General features: G+C 49.2%; 15 protein-coding genes and 1 pseudogene. 10 read left to right on the top strand and 6 right to left on the bottom strand.

Annotation, left to right across the window (positions count from 1 at the left end):
* Positions 1 to 22: 22 nt before the first annotated feature.
* From yihQ to yihU, 6 genes are all read right to left on the bottom strand, one after another.
* Positions 23 to 2,059: a sulfoquinovosidase gene (yihQ, locus tag QUE74_RS24190; protein WP_000380851.1), complete on the bottom strand. Its 2,037-nt coding sequence runs from the start codon at positions 2,057 to 2,059 to the stop codon at positions 23 to 25.
* A gap of 107 nt (positions 2,060 to 2,166) precedes the next feature.
* Positions 2,167 to 3,042, bottom strand: a complete 876-nt coding sequence (locus QUE74_RS24195) for a sulfite exporter TauE/SafE family protein (RefSeq protein ID WP_000345432.1) — start codon at positions 3,040 to 3,042, stop codon at positions 2,167 to 2,169.
* Positions 3,043 to 3,102: 60 nt separating this feature from the next.
* Complete coding sequence (locus QUE74_RS24200) at positions 3,103 to 4,005, bottom strand: aldose-1-epimerase (protein ID WP_001167554.1); 903 nt, start codon at positions 4,003 to 4,005, stop codon at positions 3,103 to 3,105.
* A 118-nt stretch (positions 4,006 to 4,123) separates the two neighbouring features.
* On the bottom strand, positions 4,124 to 5,365 hold the full coding sequence (yihS, locus tag QUE74_RS24205; RefSeq protein WP_000870911.1) for a sulfoquinovose isomerase: 1,242 nt from the start codon (positions 5,363 to 5,365) through the stop codon (positions 4,124 to 4,126).
* 15 nt (positions 5,366 to 5,380) lie between these two features.
* Positions 5,381 to 6,259: a sulfofructosephosphate aldolase gene (gene yihT, locus QUE74_RS24210; protein ID WP_001046470.1), complete on the bottom strand. Its 879-nt coding sequence runs from the start codon at positions 6,257 to 6,259 to the stop codon at positions 5,381 to 5,383.
* A 23-nt stretch (positions 6,260 to 6,282) separates the two neighbouring features.
* The gene (gene yihU / locus QUE74_RS24215; RefSeq protein ID WP_000718881.1) at positions 6,283 to 7,179 is read right to left on the bottom strand and encodes a sulfolactaldehyde 3-reductase; all 897 of its coding nucleotides are present in this window, start codon (positions 7,177 to 7,179) and stop codon (positions 6,283 to 6,285) included.
* Positions 7,180 to 7,346: 167 nt separating this feature from the next.
* Here yihU and yihV point away from each other — a divergent pair, with 167 nt between their 5' ends.
* The 10 genes and pseudogenes from yihV to yiiF all read left to right on the top strand — a co-directional run bounded on the left by yihV (position 7,347) and on the right by yiiF (position 15,647).
* A complete protein-coding gene (yihV, locus tag QUE74_RS24220; RefSeq protein ID WP_000621629.1) occupies positions 7,347 to 8,243 on the top strand; it encodes a sulfofructose kinase in 897 nt (298 codons plus the stop codon).
* A gap of 33 nt (positions 8,244 to 8,276) precedes the next feature.
* Positions 8,277 to 9,062 (top strand): DeoR/GlpR family DNA-binding transcription regulator, encoded by a 786-nt coding sequence (locus QUE74_RS24225; RefSeq protein ID WP_000059678.1) that lies wholly within the window; start codon positions 8,277 to 8,279, stop codon positions 9,060 to 9,062.
* A 98-nt stretch (positions 9,063 to 9,160) separates the two neighbouring features.
* On the top strand, positions 9,161 to 9,760 hold the full coding sequence (gene yihX / locus QUE74_RS24230; protein ID WP_001355343.1) for a glucose-1-phosphatase: 600 nt from the start codon (positions 9,161 to 9,163) through the stop codon (positions 9,758 to 9,760).
* Entirely contained in the window at positions 9,754 to 10,626 is an 873-nt protein-coding gene (locus QUE74_RS24235) for a virulence factor BrkB family protein (RefSeq protein WP_000920762.1), read from the top strand. The genes yihX and QUE74_RS24235 overlap by 7 nt, the downstream gene beginning before the upstream one ends.
* The gene (dtd, locus tag QUE74_RS24240; RefSeq protein WP_000560983.1) at positions 10,623 to 11,060 is read left to right on the top strand and encodes a D-aminoacyl-tRNA deacylase; all 438 of its coding nucleotides are present in this window, start codon (positions 10,623 to 10,625) and stop codon (positions 11,058 to 11,060) included. The genes QUE74_RS24235 and dtd overlap by 4 nt, the downstream gene beginning before the upstream one ends.
* Positions 11,061 to 11,104: 44 nt before the next feature.
* The gene (fabY, locus tag QUE74_RS24245) at positions 11,105 to 12,046 is read left to right on the top strand and encodes a fatty acid biosynthesis protein FabY (RefSeq protein ID WP_001297068.1); all 942 of its coding nucleotides are present in this window, start codon (positions 11,105 to 11,107) and stop codon (positions 12,044 to 12,046) included.
* Between the two features lie 414 nt (positions 12,047 to 12,460).
* A pseudogene (locus QUE74_RS24250) lies at positions 12,461 to 13,348 on the top strand (hypothetical protein); the annotation flags it as partial.
* 12 nt (positions 13,349 to 13,360) lie between these two features.
* Entirely contained in the window at positions 13,361 to 14,275 is a 915-nt protein-coding gene (locus tag QUE74_RS24255; protein WP_241957442.1) for a transposase, read from the top strand.
* 694 nt (positions 14,276 to 14,969) lie between these two features.
* Positions 14,970 to 15,188: a ribbon-helix-helix domain-containing protein gene (locus QUE74_RS24260; RefSeq protein ID WP_000178566.1), complete on the top strand. Its 219-nt coding sequence runs from the start codon at positions 14,970 to 14,972 to the stop codon at positions 15,186 to 15,188.
* A gap of 216 nt (positions 15,189 to 15,404) precedes the next feature.
* The gene (gene yiiF / locus QUE74_RS24265; RefSeq protein WP_001086392.1) at positions 15,405 to 15,647 is read left to right on the top strand and encodes a protein YiiF; all 243 of its coding nucleotides are present in this window, start codon (positions 15,405 to 15,407) and stop codon (positions 15,645 to 15,647) included.
* Positions 15,648 to 15,833 lie beyond the last annotated feature (186 nt).

Below are 15,833 nucleotides of genomic sequence, written 5' to 3' on the forward strand. Positions count from 1 at the left end.
GTTTCCCCACGGGCGGACGTGATTAGATGCTTTTTAACGACGCGAACAGTGCCGCCCATTCGCTGTCGGTGCGATAAAAGACCGGCGGTTTACCGATGGGCGCATTAACGGTAACTTCCCCGCCCCGGAACGCTTCACCTGTCCAGGCGTGGACCCAGTTATCCTCCGGCAGATAGAGCGTCCAGTCGCTGCGGCCTTGTTCATGCACCGGAGCGACCAGAATGTCGCGACCTAACAGGTACTGATATTTCAGGGTGTAGGTCTGCGCGTCGTCTTCGTAGTGCAGGAACAGCGGGCGCATAACCGGCAGGCCGGACTTCGCATTCAGCGCGACGGCCTCTTTCAGGTAAGGTTTCAGGGTGGTGAAGACGGTGGTCATACGGGCAAAATGGGCGATGGTTTCCGCGTCGCCGTCAAACTGCCAGTTGTCGCCAGGACGGTTACCTTCGTGGGTGCGCATCATCGGCGTGAAGGCGCTGAAATCGCACCAGCGCAGCAGCAGCTCTTTGCTGCGCTTCATCTCAAACAGGGTGGTGTAACCGCCAATGTCACTGTGATGCAGGCCATGCCCGGTCATCGCCAGCGAGAGCGCCGCCGGAACAACCGACGCCAGGCCATCGTCCAGACTCCAGTCGACGTTCTGGTCGCCCGCCCACATCATGGTGGAGTATTTCTGGCTACCGGTAGAACCGGCGCGCATAAAGAAAAGGATCTCGCCAAGCTTGCCCGTTTCTTCAAGGGCTTCGTAGTTACATTTCGCCCACAGTGCGGGCCAGGCGTTATGCATAATTTCGGCGCTAACGCCGTTATGCAGATACGTATCGGTCGGCAAATATTCGCCAAAATCTGCCATCCAGCCGCCGCAGCCCAATTCGATCATGTTTTTCTTGATGACTTCTTTGAACCAGGAATATGCTTCAGGATTGGTCAAATCGACAACGCCGCCGTAAAACTCCCCAAATTCCACCAGATAGTCACCGCCAGAGGCATCTTTTGCCAGATAGCCATGTTGCGCCGCTTCTTCGCAGAGATCTTTATCGCTGGCAACATACGGGTTGATGTAGGCGAGGAACTGCACGCCTTCTTCTTTCCATTGCTTGATGCGGGAATCTAACTGTGGGTAGTTTTCACTGTTCCACTTCCAGTTCCACATCACACGTTTGCCAAAAGAGGTCATACGGATCCCGGACCAGTCCTGCGCCCAGATGCCGTTGACCTTCACGCCCGCGTTACGCATGGTGTCCAGTTTCTTCTGGCATACATCTGTCCCGCCCTGAATACCGAGCGTTACCCCGTCATAAATCCAGTCGGGCAGTTCTGGCTGGCGTCCCAGCAGGGCGGTTAATTTTTCCAACAGGGAGATGTATGTGTCCGCACATTCAAAACGCAGGGTGGCATTGTCTTCCCACAATGCCAGTTCATGGTATTCCGGAGCACTGAAGTCGAAGTTCATATAGCAGCTGTTATCGACATGGCAGTAATACTTCTGCGTGCTGACAAAAGTAGGCTGCGGGAAGAAAGTCCAGTAATAGTCGCCGCCCGCGTTCTCTTTGCAGTCGGCCTGCCAGGTGACATAGGTTTGTTTGTTGCGACCAACGCCTTGTTCACTGGTCCATAGCGGGAACGGTTTGCCGCGCAGATCAAAATAGGAAAACTGTTCGCCGCAGCCGTAGATATGGTCCTCTGGTTGTGCGGCAAGACGCAGCCAGATGCGGTTATGGTGATGGTTGTCGTTTTGTAGTTCCAGCAATAAACGGCCCTGATCGTCGGCAGAGATACGCAGCGTGGCGCTAATGTCAGAACCACGGCTGAAATGGATTAACCAGCCATCCGGTGACTGGCTGACGATGGCGTCGGTCAGCGCAATTTTCTCCTGCAATTTATCTTTAATGCTGAAATTACCGCGGAACATATCGATATCCGCTATACCTGAGCCAATCGATAAGCAAGGATTATCTTTGCTATGGATTAAAATAAGACGGTCTTGAAAACGTAGAGTAAAACTGTCGTTATTCTGATGAAATTGAAAATCTAATAACTGTGGGCGTGGCGTATCCATAAATAATCTCCATAGAGTATAAAACTAATATTTCATGCCATCCTGTTATTACAGGTTTCATTAATCAAAGAATGTGTGCGGGTATAAATTAAAACCCGCGCAAGTGATTATTTACTTTCTTCAGCTCGGCGGATTGCCGCCACTTTTTTACCAAATGCCAGTTGCAGTATAACTAACAAGGTAAACGGAGGCAGAAGTGCGGCAGCGGCGGGAATTCCCAACGCACCTTTTATCAACATGGAACCGGAGGCAATCAGCAACAAAAAGACCATCACACGGAACACTTTGACTGAAATGCGTTTATGCACATATTGTCCAACCAGTGAACCGAGGATCATGGTGGGAATACAAAACAGCACCAGTTTAAAGATAGAAACAGTCAAAATTCCGCTGGTCGCCAGCCCGCCGATTACCGCGATGTTGTTTGCGGTGAAGAAAGCGTTCAGAGTGCCGCGAAATGCCGCCGGGCCTAAGTTACGCAGCATACCGTAGATAACCATCGGCGGTCCGTTGGTTGAGAACGCCGCACCTAATGCACCAGCTACTGCGCCGATAGGTGCGGCGATCCAGTTACGGTCATAAATCGGCAGGCGAGGAATAAACATGCTGTAAAACGAGTAAAGGATAAGGAATCCGCCTAAGCCCACTTTCATAAAATGGTCGGGTAAATACGACAGCGCATATAAACCGACGGGTATTCCCAGAAACGAGAAAATAATCAGTACCATTGCCGATCGCCAATCCGTTTCTTTACGTGACAGCCAGGTGGCGTACAAGGCGGTTGCGGTGCCGACAATTACCGAAAGTGGTGTTGCCATTTTTACGGGGAGCATTAACGTGACGAGTGGCATGGTGGTTAAACCGCCACCAAATCCCGCGCATATCCCCACAAAGGTATAAAGAAACATCAACGCGATAACGATACATACCACGTTTGTTTCCAGCATGGCCCCATCTGGCGAAAATAACGTAAAAAAGTCCATAATATTTCCTGTTGTGTAAATACAACCCTAAACAATGATCTCGTTTTTTTCTTAATGAAATTAATTGTGCTGCCCGTGAATATTAAAAAACAGGCGATGCGTTTTTCCTGGTTCCAGTAATAATAAATCGGTGCCGGAATTAAAGGCGTTAGGCGGGCAACTCATAGGTTCAACTGCCAGTCCCTGACGCTGTAATTTTTCGCCGCTATAAACCTGCACCCAGGGTTGATCGGAACAAAGACTCACCAACAGCGCCTGCTGTGGATGGGTAATGGTCATTTCCCACAGATCATTAGCGGTTTTAAAGGTGTGGTCGATTTTTGTCGCGGCTATTTTTTTCGCCTGCGTGAAATTTAAATCCAGCTCATCAACGGGGTGAAGCGTTGTTGGATTTGCGTGCTCATCGACGGCATAAACCTGTTCTGCCGGAAGCTGGAAAAGATAGTCATCAACAGATGTTAAGTTGCAGGTTAAATAAGGATGAATACCCACACCATAAGGTGCGGTCACAGTACCAATATTCTGGCTTGCGATCTCAACGGAAAGGCCCGTGCGAGCATTGAGCGAATAAACAACCTGCGAAGCCAGCATAAACGGATAGCCGTAACTGGGCGGTAGAAAAGCTGTCAGGGTAACGCTGGTGGCGGTTAATTCGCTAATTTGCCAGTCTCGCCAGGCAAGCAGCCCGTGAATAGCGGCTTTTGAACTATGTTCATTAATGGGTAACTGATATTCCTGTCCCTGATAGCGGTAACAGCCGTTGGCGATCCGGTTCGGCCACGGAATAAGCACTTTACCCAGATGCGCCAGCGGCATCTCTTCGGGTTTGTGCGGGATGACTAAATGACAACCCTGAAAAGTTAATTCAGCCAGACCAGCACCAACCGTCACGATAGTCGCGTGATAATCCCCCGCGGCAAGTGAAACGGTTTGTCCACTGCAATGCATGTTGGTGATTTGCATACGAGGCACCTTAATTAAAAAACGGCATACAGCCTCCCATGAGGCTGATGTCAAACCAAAAAACTGCGCCGGGCGGTCCCCTCTCCCCTTTGGGGAGAGGGTTAGGGTTTTCAGTCAGTTATTTGGCATTCACGTCCAGCAGACCCGCCGCAACAGCCGGTGCCAGGCCTGGTGCTAACGGGATACGCGGGATCACCAGGCAATGCAGCAGGTGGTAAATATCCTGTTTACCGTCCCAGACTTTGGTGGTGACCTTGTTGTCCGCATCCAGCTCCTGCCACCAGGAACCGTTTTCGTAGTCCATCAGGTACTTAATGCAGTAGTCCCACCTTGTCTGATACCAGGTTTCGTACTGGCGATCGCCGGTAACGGTGTAGAGCGCGTAAGCCGTACCCATCGCTTCGACGATAGGCCAACGCACACGTTCGCGGACCACCGGTTTGCCTTCCCAGTCAACGGTATAAACAATCCCGTCGGCACCATCGGGCGCCCAGGCATCGCGCACGGTGGCGTTGAACAGACCTTTGGCATCTTCTAGCAACCAGGCCGGAGGCTGTTCGCAACGGGCTTCCAGGGCAGCGTGGATATGCAGCATTAAACGGCCCCATTCGATCCAGTGGCCCGGCGTGCCTCCGAATGCGCGGAAGCGGTGCGCTGGGTTATCTTTGTTGTAATCCGGCAGCGGATTCCACTGGGTATCGAAGTGCTCGTTAACGCGATAATGATTATTTCTGGCGACATCGTGGATAATGACGGAAGCCACGCGAATCGCGCGATCCAGCCATTTTTTGTCATGCGTTACGTCATAAACAATCAAGAAAGCTTCCACCGCGTGCATATTGGCATTGCCGCCGCGGTACTCTTCGGTTTTGCTGAAGGCTTCGTCCCAGGATTCCAGGCACATCTGCTCTTCTTCGCTCCAGAAGTATTTCTCGATAATTTCAATGGTGTAATCGAGCAGCTTACGCGCTTCCGGGTGACCCGTTGTGACCGCGCTGGCGGCACCCAGCAGGGCAAAGAAATGTTGATAGCCCTGTTTGGAGGCATCCACCACGCCCTCGTCATTGACACAGGCATACCAGCCGCCATATTTTTTATCGCGCAGTGCGCCGTTCATGGCTTTGATACCATGATCAACCAACGAGTAAGCGCCAGGTCGACCCATCGCCGCAGCAACGGAATACACGTGCAACATACGGGCGGTGATCCACAGATGGGTGCCCATCTCTTCTTTGATTTGCCCTTTATTGCCTAACCAGCCAAAGCCAGTCGGTACTACGGAATTTTTACCAAAATCAAAGATGCGATCGGTTTCCTGTTCCAGCCAACGGTTGTGACTTAAGGTGTTAAACCATTTCATTTTTGTATCCTCATCTTAACGGCGTTTAGCCATCATTTCGTCGACGATATCGCCAAGTTGTTGTAATTTCGGTGCGCAAACGTCACGCAGCATCAGCTCGTTGTCCGGTAAACCGACAACCGATGCCCAGACGGCACGACCAGCCAGGAAGCCCGATGCACCCGCTGTCATTGCCACGCGTACGGCACGCGGGAACAGTTTTTCGTCGACGCCGGATGAGAGGATCACCCACGGCATATTGATATGGTCATTCAGACGTTGTGAAGCACTGAGAAGCTCTTGTTGCGGACCTTTGCCATAAAGCGGCATTTCAACTTTGTAGAGGTCAGCGCCACTGTCGCCCAGTTCTTTGGCGGCATCGATGATCGCTTGTTCGCGATCGAATTTATCGCCACGACGCGGCGGGCGAACAACCGGCTCAATGATGCTCACCAGACCGTGTGAATGGCACAGTTCGTTGAACTCTTTCACCATATTCAGGCGTTGCTGCGCATCTTCATCGCTACGCCACAGCACCAGCAGTTTTAAGGCTTTACCGCCGTCTTGTTTGATTTGTAGCGGGTTGATTTTGCGGTCAATGACTACGCTATCTACCGGAATACCGTTGCCAGGGATGAACTCATCGGCGGCGACAATCATGGCGCAACTTTTGGCAATCGCGTTTTGCTCAACCACCTGGCGGTAGCAGAATTGTTGATCTACCAGAATCGCCGAGGCATAAGGCGAGAGGGTCTTTGCAGCGTTAACTTTGAAATCAGTTAAAACGCTATCGACTACTGGAGCGGGTGCGCCAGCCGCGGCAAACATCATGCGCATGGCTTCGCGCTGATCGACTGCCAGCATGGCAAAACCGCCCGATGCGCGCGTAATGTCGTTGATGGTGTACTTATTCATTCATTTATTCCTTTATCCAGTCGTTACATTTTTACTTTGGCAGTCATCCCGGCACTGACACGGACCTGCTCCAGAATGGCGGACCAGTCCTGGCGACCGCGACCTGCTGCGCGCGCCTGGCTATAAACCTCTCGTGAGGCGGCGCCCAGCGGCATCGGCACATGCAACTGGTTGGCAACATCGAGGGCGATGCCAAGATCCTTATGGGCAAGATCGATCATGAAGGCGGGAGAAAGATCTCCACTGAGGACTTTGTTCGGCCAGGAAGTGGTGAAGTGGCCTTTACCGGCGGCAGTACCGCTCATTACCTTGACGGCAACATCGAAGGGAAGATTGAGGGCTTCGCACAAAACGGCGGCTTCTGCCGACAACGCATTGAGCGCGATGCTCATGTAGTTGTTGATAAGCTTAACGCGGATCCCCATGCCCGGACCGCCCGCGTTGATCAACTCGCTGCCCATCGCCATCAGGATCGGCGTGGCGCGTTCAACTTGTTCAGCAGTGCCGCCAGCCAACAGGAGCAGAGTAGCGGTAATGGCATTTGCGGAAGTACGGCCAACCGGAACATCCATCATGCTGAAGCCTTTGGCTTGCATATCGGCAATCAATTTATCGGTTTGCAGCGGATGGATGGTCGACATATCAATGACCAGCGCATCGGTAGATAAGCTTTCGCAAATGCCGTTTTCACCGAACAACACGCTGCGCACCAGATCGCCATTCGGCAACATGGTAATGATAAATTCGGCACCTTTAGCGGCCTGCGCTGGGTTAGCAGCGGGAGTCGCCCCTTTGTCTACCAGATGCTGTACGGCTTCGGCATTCACATCGAAGACGCAAAGTTGATGCCCTTGCTGCAATAAATTGCTCGCCATTGGCGAACCCATTTGTCCTAAACCGATAAACGCGATTGCTGCCATAACCCTCTCCTGAATACAGTGATGTCACTTTTTGTCATTTATGACATGCCTTGCTTGTCTGTTTTTGATCGTATTTGTAATTTATCGTCAAAAAATTGACAGCCGTCACTTTTTAAACAATTGGTGAAATTAAAATGAACGCATCCCAAAATGCTTAAGGAATGACCATGATTCGTGTTGCTTGTGTAGGAATTACCGTGATGGATCGCATCTATTACGTGGAAGGGTTGCCGACGGAGAGCGGTAAATACGTGGCGAAAAATTATACGGAAGTTGGCGGCGGGCCAGCGGCTACAGCAGCAGTTGCGGCGGCCAGACTGGGTGCGCAGGTCGATTTTATTGGTCGCGTCGGTGACGACGACACGGGCAACAGCCTGCTGGCAGAGCTGGAATCCTGGGGCGTTAACACCCGTTACACCAAACGGTATAACCAGGCGAAATCTTCGCAATCCGCCATCATGGTGGATGCCAAAGGAGAGCGAATCATCATTAACTATCCCAGCCCGGACCTGCTGCCTGACGCAGAGTGGTTGGAGGAAATTGATTTCTCTCAGTGGGACGTGGTGCTGGCAGATGTACGCTGGCACGACGGCGCGAAAAAAGCCTTCACCCTGGCCCGGCAGGTGGGCGTGATGACCGTGCTGGACGGTGATATTACGCCGCAGGATATCAGTGAGCTGGTGGCGTTAAGCGATCATGCCGCTTTTTCAGAACCGGGTCTGGCGCGGCTAACGGGCGTGAAAGAGATGGCGAGTGCCCTAAAACAGGCACAAATGCTCACAAATGGACATGTCTATGTTACTCAGGGCAGTGCAGGCTGTGACTGGCTGGAGAATGGCGGGCGACAGCATCAGCCAGCTTTCAAAGTTGATGTGGTAGATACTACCGGTGCGGGCGATGTTTTTCACGGCGCATTGGCGGTGGCGCTGGCAACAGGTGGAGATTTAGCGGATTCCGTCCGCTTTGCCAGCGGTGTGGCGGCGTTAAAATGCACGCGTCCCGGTGGGCGTGCCGGGATCCCTGACTGTGATCAAACCCGATCTTTTTTGTCACTTTTTGTATAAAATGCCAGGGTGATGGTTTTTCGAGGAATTTTCATGAGCCTTACCGAACTGACCGGTAACCCGCGGCACGACCAACTCCTCATGCTGATCGCCGAGCGTGGGTATATGAATATTGATGAGCTGGCAAATCTGCTGGATGTTTCCACGCAGACGGTCCGCCGGGATATTCGTAAATTAAGCGAGCAAGGGCTGATCACGCGCCATCACGGTGGCGCGGGTCGGGCCTCCAGCGTCGTTAATACGGCGTTCGAACAGCGTGAGGTTTCGCAAACTGAAGAGAAAAAAGCGATTGCCGAAGCGGTGGCAGACTATATTCCTGATGGATCGACAATATTTATCACCATCGGTACGACTGTCGAACATGTCGCCCGGGCGTTACTTAACCATAATCATTTGCGGATAATCACGAACAGCCTGCGTGTGGCGCATATTCTGTACCACAACCCGCGCTTTGAAGTGATGGTGCCCGGCGGTACGTTGCGCTCTCATAATAGCGGGATCATTGGCCCTTCAGCGGCTTCCTTTGTGGCCGATTTTCGGGCTGATTATCTGGTAACAAGCGTTGGGGCGATTGAGAGCGATGGCGCGTTGATGGAGTTTGATGTAAACGAAGCTAACGTGGTGAAAACGATGATGGCGCACGCGAGAAATATTCTGCTGGTCGCCGATCACACTAAGTATCATGCTTCGGCGGCGGTTGAAATTGGTAACGTGGCACAGGTCACTGCGCTCTTTACCGACGAGCTGCCGCCCGCTGCGCTAAAATCACGCTTACAAGACAGCCAAATTGAAATCATCCTTCCCCAGGAAGACGCGTAGAATTTTGTGACCGTTGACCTTGCTTCATACCTGACCACATAGCCAAACCCATCCTTTCCCGCTACAGTTAATTTCTTGTGGCGCGAAAGGAGGCAAAAATGCTCTATATCTTTGATTTAGGTAATGTGATTGTCGATATCGACTTTAACCGTGTGCTGGGAGCCTGGAGCGATTTAACGCGTGTTCCCCTGGCTACGCTTAAGAAGAGTTTCCACATGGGCGAGGCGTTTCATCAGCATGAGCGTGGGGAAATTAGCGACGAAGCGTTCGCAGAGGCGCTGTGTCATGAGATGGCTCTACCGCTAAGCTATGAGCAGTTTTCCCACGGCTGGCAGGCGGTGTTTGTCGCGCTGCGCCCGGAAGTGATCGCCATCATGCATAAACTGCGTGAGCAGGGTCATCGTGTGGTGGTGCTTTCCAATACTAACCGCCTACATACCACCTTCTGGCCGGAGGAATACCCGGAAATTCGTGATGCTGCTGACCATATCTATATGTCGCAAGATCTGGGGATGCGCAAACCTGAAGCACGAATTTACCAGCATGTTTTGCAGGCGGAAGGTTTTTCACCCAGCGATACGGTCTTTTTCGACGATAACGCCGATAATATAGAAGGAGCTAATCAGCTAGGCATTACCAGCATTCTGGTGAAAGATAAAACCACCATCCCGGACTATTTCGTGAAGGTGTTATGCTAAAAACCATTCAGGACAAAGCCAGGCACCGTACCCGTCCACTATGGGCCTGGCTAAAACTACTCTGGCAACGCATTGATGAGGACAATATGACAACCCTGGCAGGTAATCTTGCCTATGTGTCGTTGCTCTCATTAGTGCCGCTGGTTGCCGTTGTTTTTGCGCTTTTCGCCGCGTTTCCCATGTTTTCGGACGTCAGCATTCAGTTGCGTCACTTTATTTTTGCCAACTTTCTGCCTGCTACTGGCGATGTTATCCAGCGATATATCGAACAGTTTGTCGCCAATTCCAACAAAATGACCGCCGTCGGGGCGTGCGGGCTGATCGTCACGGCGTTATTGTTGATGTACTCCATCGATAGCGCGTTGAATACCATCTGGCGCAGTAAACGAGCGCGACCCAAAATTTACTCGTTTGCCGTGTACTGGATGATTTTAACGCTGGGGCCGCTGTTGGCAGGGGCCAGTCTGGCGATCAGTTCCTATTTGCTCTCCCTGCGCTGGGCGAGCGATCTCAATACTGTCATCGACAACGTGCTGCGTATTTTTCCGTTGCTGTTGTCGTGGATCTCCTTCTGGTTGCTGTACAGCATTGTTCCTACTATCCGCGTACCTAATCGCGACGCGATTGTCGGCGCGTTTGTCGCCGCACTCCTGTTCGAAGCAGGAAAGAAAGGTTTCGCGCTTTATATCACCATGTTCCCCTCATATCAGCTCATTTACGGTGTGCTGGCGGTGATCCCCATTCTCTTTGTTTGGGTCTACTGGACATGGTGTATCGTCTTGCTTGGTGCGGAAATTACTGTCACTCTCGGGGAATACCGCAAACTAAAACAAGCAGCTGAACAAGAAGAAGACGACGAACCATGATTGCATTAATTCAACGCGTAACCCGTGCCAGCGTCACCGTGGAGGGAGAAGTGACGGGCGAAATTGGCGCGGGACTTTTGGTGTTATTGGGTGTCGAAAAGGATGACGACGAACAGAAAGCAAACCGTCTGTGCGAGCGCGTGCTTGGCTATCGCATCTTCAGCGATGCCGAAGGCAAGATGAATCTCAACGTGCAACAGGCGGGCGGCAGTGTGCTGGTGGTTTCCCAGTTTACCCTCGCCGCAGATACCGAACGGGGGATGCGCCCAAGTTTCTCCAAAGGCGCATCACCGGATCGCGCAGAGGCGTTATATGACTATTTCGTCGAACGCTGCCGTCAGCAAGAGATGAACACGCAAACAGGACGCTTCGCTGCGGATATGCAGGTATCGCTGGTCAATGATGGCCCCGTGACATTCTGGTTGCAGGTATGAGCCAGCTTCCAGGGTTGTCACGGGAAACAAGAGAGAGTATCGCTATGTATCACCTTCGGGTTCCACAAACAGAAGAAGAATTAGAGCGTTACTATCAGTTTCGCTGGGAAATGTTGCGTAAGCCCTTGCATCAACCGAAAGGTTCGGAACGCGACGCGTGGGATGCGATGGCGCATCACCAGATGGTCGTCGACGAGCAGGGTAATCTGGTGGCGGTAGGCCGACTGTATATTAATGCCGACAATGAAGCGTCCATTCGCTTTATGGCCGTTCATCCCGACGTGCAGGACAAAGGGTTAGGAACGCTGATGGCGATGACCCTGGAGTCGGTGGCGCGTCAGGAAGGTGTTAAGCGCGTGACCTGTAGCGCCCGCGAAGACGCGGTGGAGTTTTTCGCCAAGCTGGGGTTTGTTAATCAGGGAGAAATCACCACGCCAACCACCACGCCGATTCGCCATTTTTTGATGATAAAACCTGTCGCCACTCTGGATGACATTCTGCATCGCGGCGACTGGTGCGCGCAGCTGCAACAGGCGTGGTACGAACATATCCCGCTAAGCGAAAAAATGGGCGTGCGCATTCAGCAATATACCGGGCAAAAATTTATCACCACCATGCCGGAAACCGGCAATCAGAATCCGCATCATACGTTGTTTGCCGGGAGTTTATTCTCGCTGGCTACGCTCACCGGTTGGGGGCTTATCTGGCTAATGCTGCGCGAACGCCACCTCGGCGGAACCATTATTCTCGCTGATGCGCATATCCGTTACAGCAAACCAATCAGCGGTAAACCACACGCGGTAGCCGACCTCGGTGCCTTAAGCGGCGATCTCGACCGTCTGGCGCGCGGACGTAAAGCACGGGTGCAGATGCAGGTCGAAATCTTTGGCGACGAGACGCCGGGGGCGGTGTTTGAAGGCACGTATATCGTTCTGCCCGCGAAGCCATTTGGCCCGTATGAAGAGGGCGGGAACGAAGAAGAGTAGCTGATGGAGAGGGGCGGTGTAGCCTCTCTCACTCATTCAGGTCATTTACATCAGCCCCTGACTATTCCGGTTATATTGAATAAGAACGCTATAAATTTTTGTTCTTCGTAGGCACCATACGTGTCTTGCTACATCACTGTTCAGGAGCATTTAAATATTATTTGTAGAGGTGAGTGGCAATTATCGCCGATAATGCTTAATTCATCATCTTACTTCAGGTTTGAGCGATTTTTGATAGCCAAAACCCCCTCTGGTACCATACTTTTCTCATAAATATTTTTAAAATCTATAGCTAACAAACATTATGCAAAGATAATGGACTGGTATCATTGTCAGTATCATTCATTTACTGCTCTGGATGTTATAAATAATTATGTTGCATGTTTGCTCTTAAACCGTGGGAAGGAGGCTGTAATGGTTGCCAATATTAATCTCATTAAACAAGAAGGTTATTCTATTGTTAATTTAGAAAAACAACTAACGAGTAATGAATCACCGAAGCAAACGCTATTAAATCATTTTTCACTTTGCCTTAAAATGGAAGGTGAGGAGCAACTGTGCGATTGTGTTAACGAACTGAAACTCGGGTTGTCGAGTAATAATGAATATGGCCTGTTCAAAAATAGAGAAACCTCACTGTGGAAACGCAAAGTAACAGAAAGCGCAGCGCTGGCAATGACGGGAACAGTATATAAATTATTTGGTAGTCGCTTACTCAACGCCCGCAATCAGTTAGATAAAAACCTCCTCGAAATGGCTATGCAAATGGTTTATGGCAAAGATATGGTGACAAAGTCAGGGGATATATTGATTGATATACAATTAAATAAGGATGGCAGCCTCCAGAGTAAGCACTACACATTTGATGTAGGTGAAGTTATAAACAGTTATAATATTGACCTCTTTGTGAATGCCTCGAGTATTAATCAAACTTACTTACATGATAAAAAGCCTGGTGACGTTATTAACCTATATGGCGCTTTAGATAACGTTCCCCTTGTAGTTAAGGAATGCACGGGTAAAAATCATCAAATTAACGTTAAAGCCAAATTGCCTCAAGAACGAAGTGAAAAAGTTGAGGATATGTGTGAAAGAATGAGAGGTGGCATCTCTATGTTTAATCACACTACAAAAACAGCTGGTAATATAGAGCATAATTTGCAGCTAAGTTTTCTCGTGGATTCACGACCGTCGATCACCAATAAATACTCAGCCAAAGATGTAAGTCCAGATATACTTACATTGCCCGTCAACGTATATCATGCAGATTTTAAAATTAAAATCAATAACGAAGTAGAGAAGGCTTCGTCAATTGTGTTATGTGCTGTGCAAAAAAATCTCCATGCAGCAAGGAAGGTTCTTAGCGGGATAATAGGAAATGTGCCCAAAAATAATAAACCAAAAACAATCATTTTTGATTTGCGTTTTCTTAGTGCAATTAAGCAGAAAGTTTTTTTTGGCAATGAAAAACCGTTGTTTGTAAAACATACCGCAATGATGAGGGAGGCATGCCAGGATTTACCGCAGCCAGTGGAATATATTCCTTTAGACTGTGAAGCGCATAGCCATCGCAGCGTCGCCTTTGCCAAAACCGTGGTTGCACCTATCATGGTGACAGGTGTGGGCGCTGCTTTAATGTATGCAACATCATCAGGCCCGTATTATGCGAAAAGTATTTCTGACTCGCCGGATATCGAGATGATAAAAAAACGCATGGCTGAATTGTTTAACCAGTTGGATATTTCTGCGCGCAACAAATATCGCCCGATTTTTGATAAATGGAATGAACTGGTAGATAAATTAAATCACGAAAGAAATACAGTTCCGTTTGCGTGTTTGACCACCATTTTAGCGACGGCGATAAATGAAATTCCTGAGAGGGATACGAATGTTGCCGTTGTGATGGGGTGTAAATCTGCGAAAGATCGCACGATATCCATTGTCCTTGGCAACTCGATGTTGCAAACACTCATTGAAAAACGCCTCGCCTATGGTGGAGAAATTGAAAACCTTTTTGATCAACAGGGATATTTTAGTTGCGAGTCATTAACAGCTGAAGAATTAATGATGTTAAAAGACCTGTTTGATATTCGAATTCTTCATGTCTCTAACAAATTCAATGTTGGTTTGCAAGGTAATATCAACACGGATGTTTTACAAGATTCGTTTTTTAAAAATGTCGATTTCATTCATGAATCTAACTCGTATACCGTAGGGATGGGAGTCTGAAGAGTAAAACTCATTTGAATTACCAGAATTCGGCCAATGCATTGCAAAAATGACATACAAAGAGAGAAGTGTGCAGGCACTTAGCCGCGAGGGGCATGGTTATGCCATACAGAAAGCACCAGCATTCAGAACTCCTGTGAAAGCGGCATAGTGCCGCCAGCTCAGGAGTTTTACTATGACCCGTAATCGTGCTTAACGTTACCATCCTATGATTCGATTAAAAAAACTCACCGTCGCGCTGATGATTGACGTCAATGCTATCGGATGATACCGGGGTGTTCCGGAAGGAATTCCTTGTTTCCCGAACTGTTACCCACAAAATTATAACGACGAGCAAGTAAAGACCGGTTGGTGGCAGCATTGACCGGTCTGTGATGGATGTTAAATTTCACCTTAAATCCTGGTGCTGTTAGGATGCTGACGTTTTTCGGGTACACCATTCAGATTATGCAAATGAAGACCCAATCAAAAAATAAATATCCCTGAATATAATATATTTATAGCACCCATATCTCATCCTGGGCGATAACCAAACCATTTTTGATTAACAAATGAAACAACTGCAACGTTCTTATTATTTCTGGAAAACGTCTCGCAAAAACAAAACAGCATGCAAAAATCCGCTTTTTTTAAATGATTTTTCGGCGTAATTTTCGCACATACATTAATGAGTAATATATGTTAGGTGGTGGCAATGACGATGAATACGGTTTTTCTTCATTTATCAGAAGAGGCAATTAAACGGCTGAACAAGCTTAGGGGCTGGCGTAAGGTTTCACGATCTGCAATTTTACGCGAAGCGGTAGAGCAATATCTGGAACGTCAGCAATTCCCGGTGCGTAAAGCAAAGGGAGGCAGGCAAAAGGGGGAGACAGTGGGGGTCGATGATCAGTGTAAGGAGCATAAGGAATGACAAAAAATTTTTTATTCTTGAATATAAAAACCAGATGCCCTTATTCTGGTATTAATACAAGGTTGTTTTACTTGAACTTATAATAACTGCAACTGTTACATCATATCTGGAAAACGCCTCGCAAAAATAAAAGTGATACGTAAATGCACTTTCTTTAAGCATTCGACAAAGGTACTTTTCTCTCCATAGATTCAAAATGATATTGGCGAGATATTTATGAACTCTCTGGCAGGTATGGATATGGGCAGAATTTTACTCGATTTATCGAATGAGGTGATTAAGCAACTTGATGATCTTGAGGTGCAGTGTAATCTTCCTCGTGCGGAGCTATTACGGGAAGCGGTAGATCAATACCAGGTAAATCAATCGCAAACAGCAAGAACCAGTGCTTTTGGCATCTGGCAAGGATGTGAGGAAGATGGTGTCGAATACCAGCGTAAGCTGCGCGAGGAATGGTAATGGGAAAAAATGATATCAATCAGATTGCTGACAACGTGCGAGTTGTTCATGCCGGATGCGGCGTGAACGCCTTATCCTGCCTACAAAGTCGTGCAAATTCAACATATTGCAGTTTATTGGTAGGCCTGATAAGCGCAGCGCATCAGGCAATCTTACGCTTGTCATCAGTGACATACCAATAACCTT

The sequence above is a fragment of the Escherichia sp. 10290 genome (genome assembly GCF_030295155.1).
Lineage (GTDB): Bacteria > Pseudomonadota > Gammaproteobacteria > Enterobacterales > Enterobacteriaceae > Escherichia > Escherichia coli_F.